The following is a 5,153-nucleotide window of genomic DNA, read 5'->3' on the forward strand; positions in this document are numbered from 1 at the left end:
CTAATGACTAATGACTAATGACTAATGACTAATGACTAATGACTAATGACTAATGACTAATGACTAATGACTAATGATATCATTTCGCCGCAGCCGGAAGTGATATTATTAGACATCTCCCATAATTATTGTGGAACAGGCATCCTGCCTGTTCAAAACCTGCTTTTTAGCAGATGTTTATTAGTTATTTGTTATATCAAATCCGCCCTTCATCGTCCTGTATTCATCTCTCTGTTCTCTTCCTCTGCGTTCTCTGCGTTCTCTGCGGTTTAATCATTCCAATGCAACCGTAATAGATATTATTTCTTAACGGAATTATGGAAGCGCTTTCATAGCGAAGGACGCGAAGCAAGAGTAAACAATAATTTATATACAGCCGTTCTCAATCTTGGTGAGGTATGCCCTATGCCCTATGCCCGATGCCCGATGCCCGATGCCCTATGCCCGCTTACCAAGCGTCCACCTCATGTTACTGAGAAAGGGTATAGTTAGTAAAATGTGACCGATATCTGTCAGCATAGAAATAGATACTTCGATCGCAAAGAGGCCACCGTGCAACCCGTAGACTTTACAACTTTAATCGCAGCTTGCAGCGAACTGCGAGCCCAATGGCTGCCAGCGCGCTTAGAACAAGTCTACCAGCGCGATCGATTCACCGTGTCCCTAGCCCTCCGCACCATGAAAGGACGTGGCTGGATTGACCTTTCCTGGCATCCTGTGGCCGCCCGCATCTGCGTCGGCGACCCCCCGCCCCGCATTCCCGACACCTTCACCTTCAGCGAACAACTGCGGCACCAACTCAGCGGTTTAGCCTTAGTTTCCATCGCCCCTGTTTCATCCTGGGAAAGAGTCATCGACTTGCAATTCGCCAAACGCCCCGGAGAACCAGCCCTCTGGCACTTGTACGCCGAAATCATGGGCAAGTACAGCAACGTCATCCTCACCGCCCAAGACAACCTCGTTGTCACCTGCGCCCACCAAGTCAGCGCCAAACAGTCCACCGTCCGTCCCATCCAAACCGGTCAACCCTACGAAATGCCCCCGTCTTTGACCGATGCAGTGCCTAGTCTGAGCGAATCTCAAAACCGCTGGCAATCACGAATTAGCCTGGTTCCTGGACAATTAAAGGGCAATCTGTTGAAGAATTACCGAGGGATGAGTAAAGCCTTAGTTTTGTCAATGATTCGATCGGCTTCTTTAGACCCCGAACAATCCACCGACAGCCTCAATCCCGACGAATGGCAGCAACTATTCCAGCGCTGGCTATACTGGCTGCAATGCCTAGAAAACTCCAAATTTCACCCAAGTTTTACCCCCGAAGGCTACACCGTCATCGATTGGCCCGCACCAGAAAATCACAATGTAGGGGCGGTGCCCCCGTGCCCGCCCTCTGATTCTTCCATCTCTTCCGTTCAAGAAATACTTAACAGCTACTACACAGGCGAAATCAATCAAGAAGTATTCGCCCAACTGCGGCATCAGCTTACCCAAAAACTCAACAACGTCCTCGCAAAACTGCGCCTCAAAGCCAACACATTTAAAGAACGCTTGCAGCAATCCGCAGACGCAGACACCCACAAATCCCAAGCCGACTTGCTGATGGCAAATTTGCAGCATTGGGAACCAGGAATGAAATCGATTTCTCTCCCCGACTTTGAAACCGAGAAACCAGTTATCATTTCCCTAAACCCGGAAAAAAACGCCGTTCAAAACGCTCAAGCCCTCTACAAAAAACACCAAAAACTTAAAAGAGCCCGCATTGCAGTAGAACCTTTGTTAGCCGCCGTACAAGAAGAAATCGACTATTTAGAACAAGTTGAAGTCGCACTTTCGGTATTAGAAACCTACCGCAACACCCAAGATTTGCAAACCCTCGCCGAAATCCGCGAAGAACTGATCCAGCAAAAATATCTAGACGTACCAGATTACCGCAGTACCGACAAAAATGCTGCGATCGAATTTCACCGCTACCAAACCCCCAGCGGCTTTGAATTATTAATCGGGCGCAACAATCGCCAAAACGACCAACTCACTTTTCGCACCGCCAACGACTACGACTTGTGGTTCCACACCCTAGAGATTCCCGGAAGTCACGCTTTGCTGCGTCTCAAACCCGGTACTGTGGCTGAAGAAACCGATTTGCAATTTGCCGCCGACATGACTGCTTACTATAGTCGCGCCCGCCATAGCGAACAAGTCCCCGTGGTTTATACAGAACCGAAATATGTATACAAGCCGAAAGGTGCTAAACCGGGTATGGTTGTATACAAGCAGGAGCGAATTGTCTGGGGTCGGCCGCAGCAAGCTCCGGCATAGGTTATACAAAGTGAGTAAAAGGGGCGATCGGCGTTTTTAGGCAAAATTACAGGTTTGGTAGCGATAGACCTAGGCAGGAGCCGGGTTTTTGAAGCCGGGTTTGATTATACAAAGTGACCGAGAGTGCGATCGCCCTCAAAATTAATATTCGCCTGTAATGTAAAGTATTATTACAAAAAATTAAATTTTGTTGTTATAATACCCCTTAAGAGAGATGATATTTCTTTGAGAACCCGCTGCAAAGAAACGTGCAACTTGGGTTTCCTCACTGTGAGAAAAACACTGTGGGAACACAACGGATTTAACTATTTGTGCAGACCAGCTTTAGCTAAAGCTGGTCGTTTCTGTTTAAACATTAAACCCCAGCTCGGACAATTTTAGATTGGCGATTTTAGACTTTAGATTAAAACTGCCAATCTAAAATCTAAAATCTAAAATCTAAAATCGGTGTGGGCTGCTCCTAGAAAGTAAACGTCGTTCTAACAACCCCAATCACCAAATCAGAATTATTCTTATTGTGGTCAGGAGCAGTCAGCCAAATCAGGCCAGGAGTGATAGAAATATTATCGCTCAACTTAAACTGATAAAAACCCTCAACGTGCAGCGAAGTATCCTTATCTTCCGGCAAAGTCCGATTAGTAGAACTCGTCACCCGCGGTTCCATACCTACCACAATCCCCGCCACATTTCCTTCTTTCAACAAATCGGGAAAAGCCAAAGTAACGGCCCAGTTCCAGATTTTTTGATCCCCCCGCTGCACAGAACCCGTAGGAGTAGCCAAGTTCGATAAAATGCGCTGATTAGTGTAACCCGCCCAACCGCCAATTGCAAATCCCCGGTTCAACCGCCACGAAGCTTGCGCGCCGTAGGAATTGCTAGAAACTGGCAGATTGCTATCGCTGTCGAGCCCGAAGGAACCGAGACGCGCCGGGAAATTAGAAGCATTGCTGCCGGTACCAGTAACGAAGTTGTAGGAATTAACGTAAGTTAAACCTAAAGCCATGCTGTCGCTCGGTTTGAAAGTCAACTGAGCCAAACCGCCGTAAGAACCGTTGAACAAACCATTTCCCCGTGTCGGGTTCGCGGCGTTGCCGGCCAAATATCCCAAACTCAGCTCAAGTTTTTCCCCAAACTGATGCCGCAGAGCGATGCCAGAACCACCAGTCAAATAGTAAATCGGGTTGCGAGTACCGAAGTTAGAAAGAGCACCATAGCTGCCGTCTCCATCAAAGTAAGGGTTGACAGTGTTGGTAAAATCGTCAGCAGCGCCGGCATTAGCTTCGAGAATTACAGTCGTGCTTTTGCCGAGAGGGAATTGGTAAAGCAGCGCATCTAAACCTACAGTATTGCTAGCCTCGCCAAAAGGCCCAGCATTAAACCGCAATTCCCCTTCAGCGGTTTTGGTATTATTAGTAGAAAAAGAACCCAAATTTAAAACTTGCAATCGAGTTCTCAGCAAATCTTCACCAGAGAAACTCGTGTCGAAATTGATCCGAACCCTGCTGCCAAAAGCCGTGGATTTATCAGCGTCGCGGCCCTCGGCATCCTCTCCCCTGGCGATACCCGCCAAACCAAATATCACTTCGCCGTTGAGTTTAGTCGTAGTTGAAAACTGATTTGCTTCTAATTCAGAGGCGCGCGCTTCCAAAGCATCGACGCGGCCGCGCAAAGTTGCCAATTCCGCCGCAAATTCTTCTTGCAACCTTTGCACAGAAGCCAAATCTTCTCGCGTCGCCAGATTTCTCGAACCGCCTTGAATCAGCTCGCTAACTTTATCCAAACACGCATTTAAACCTGCGGCAAACTCGTAGCGAGTCATCGCCCGGTTGCCGCGAAAAGTGCCGTCAGGATAGCCAGCTATGCACCCGTAGCGCTCTACTAGAGATTGCAAAGCTTGGAAAGCCCAATCGGTTGGTCGAACGTCGGAAAGTTGCGACACAGATGTTACTTGGCCGGCCGCATTTTCGCTGCTACTGTCTTCGGCGCTGTATTGGTTTATTTGTTCTATAACATTCGATTGTGCTTGAGGTTGGGCACTTGGCTCAGTTGATTGGGCAATCGGCTCTTGGGCGTTTAAATTAGCCAGTGGGGCGGCGAGTTGCGTTTCGCTTAAGTTTGCGGGCGCGACTGCGGGGATTGGCTCCGCGACGGGTTGTTCGGCACTTAAATTTGCGGGCGCGACTGCGGGTTTGGTTTCGCTTAAATTTGCTGCAACTGCGTTTTCCGGTGCTTTTGCCTGTTCGGCAACTGGGACACTCAAATCGTTAGTGAAGCCCTCGTAGAGGTTCGCACTTTCTTTCTCAATAGTTTCAATAGTTGATGGGCGAGCTACTGAGAGGGGCTCGGCCGTCTCAGGCTTTGCCACCTCGGTTGCAGCACCTGCTAATTGCAGATTAGCTGGAGCTGCAGCGCCAATTTCTAGAGGTTGCTCTGCTGCTAGGGCTGTCGAAGCTACGACTAAACTTGCTGCCAATACAGCGGGACTAACTAAAAGTCCCTTCCACAAAAATTTGGACATTTTTTCCTCACACCACATTACGGCCGATCGCCCGTTCCGAAGATTTAGCCGATCGCAAATCACCTTTAGTATTGAGCCTAATAGTATTTATTGTCAACAATCTGGGAAATCACTGCCGGAGAGTGCAGTTTTGCTGTGGCTGATTTCACAAAAAGCCCGTTTATTCCGAAAATCCTTGGTTTGAGGGCTAGATGTGTAGGTAGAAACCCGGTTGATGCCTGGATATTGCGTAAGTGATCCCTCAATACTTCGGACAGTTTTTAAGCAGCGAGAGTACCATAGGATAGGACTGACGGAAGGTTAGGGTGATTTAAAATTA

The 5,153-nt window shown here is 48.2% G+C and carries 2 protein-coding genes; one reads left to right on the forward strand and one right to left on the reverse strand.

Annotated features, from left to right (window positions below):
• The first annotated feature begins 552 nt into the window (after positions 1 to 552).
• Complete coding sequence (locus QUB12_RS36635; protein WP_333147124.1) at positions 553 to 2,316, forward strand: NFACT RNA binding domain-containing protein; 1,764 nt, start codon at positions 553 to 555, stop codon at positions 2,314 to 2,316.
• A gap of 460 nt (positions 2,317 to 2,776) precedes the next feature.
• On the opposite strand, the gene QUB12_RS36640 is transcribed toward QUB12_RS36635, so the two are convergent.
• Positions 2,777 to 4,834, reverse strand: coding sequence for an iron uptake porin (locus QUB12_RS36640; protein ID WP_333147118.1), 2,058 nt, complete (start codon positions 4,832 to 4,834; stop codon positions 2,777 to 2,779).
• Positions 4,835 to 5,153: the final 319 nt, after the last annotated feature.

This window comes from Microcoleus sp. B7-D4 (genome assembly GCF_036705125.1).
Taxonomy (GTDB): domain Bacteria; phylum Cyanobacteriota; class Cyanobacteriia; order Cyanobacteriales; family Microcoleaceae; genus Microcoleus.

Bases quoted from the DNA above. Each gene is read 5' to 3' on its own strand.
- QUB12_RS36640 (WP_333147118.1), bottom strand. From the start codon at position 4,834: ATGTCCAAATTTTTGTGGAAGGGACTTTTAGTTAGTCCCGCTGTATTG.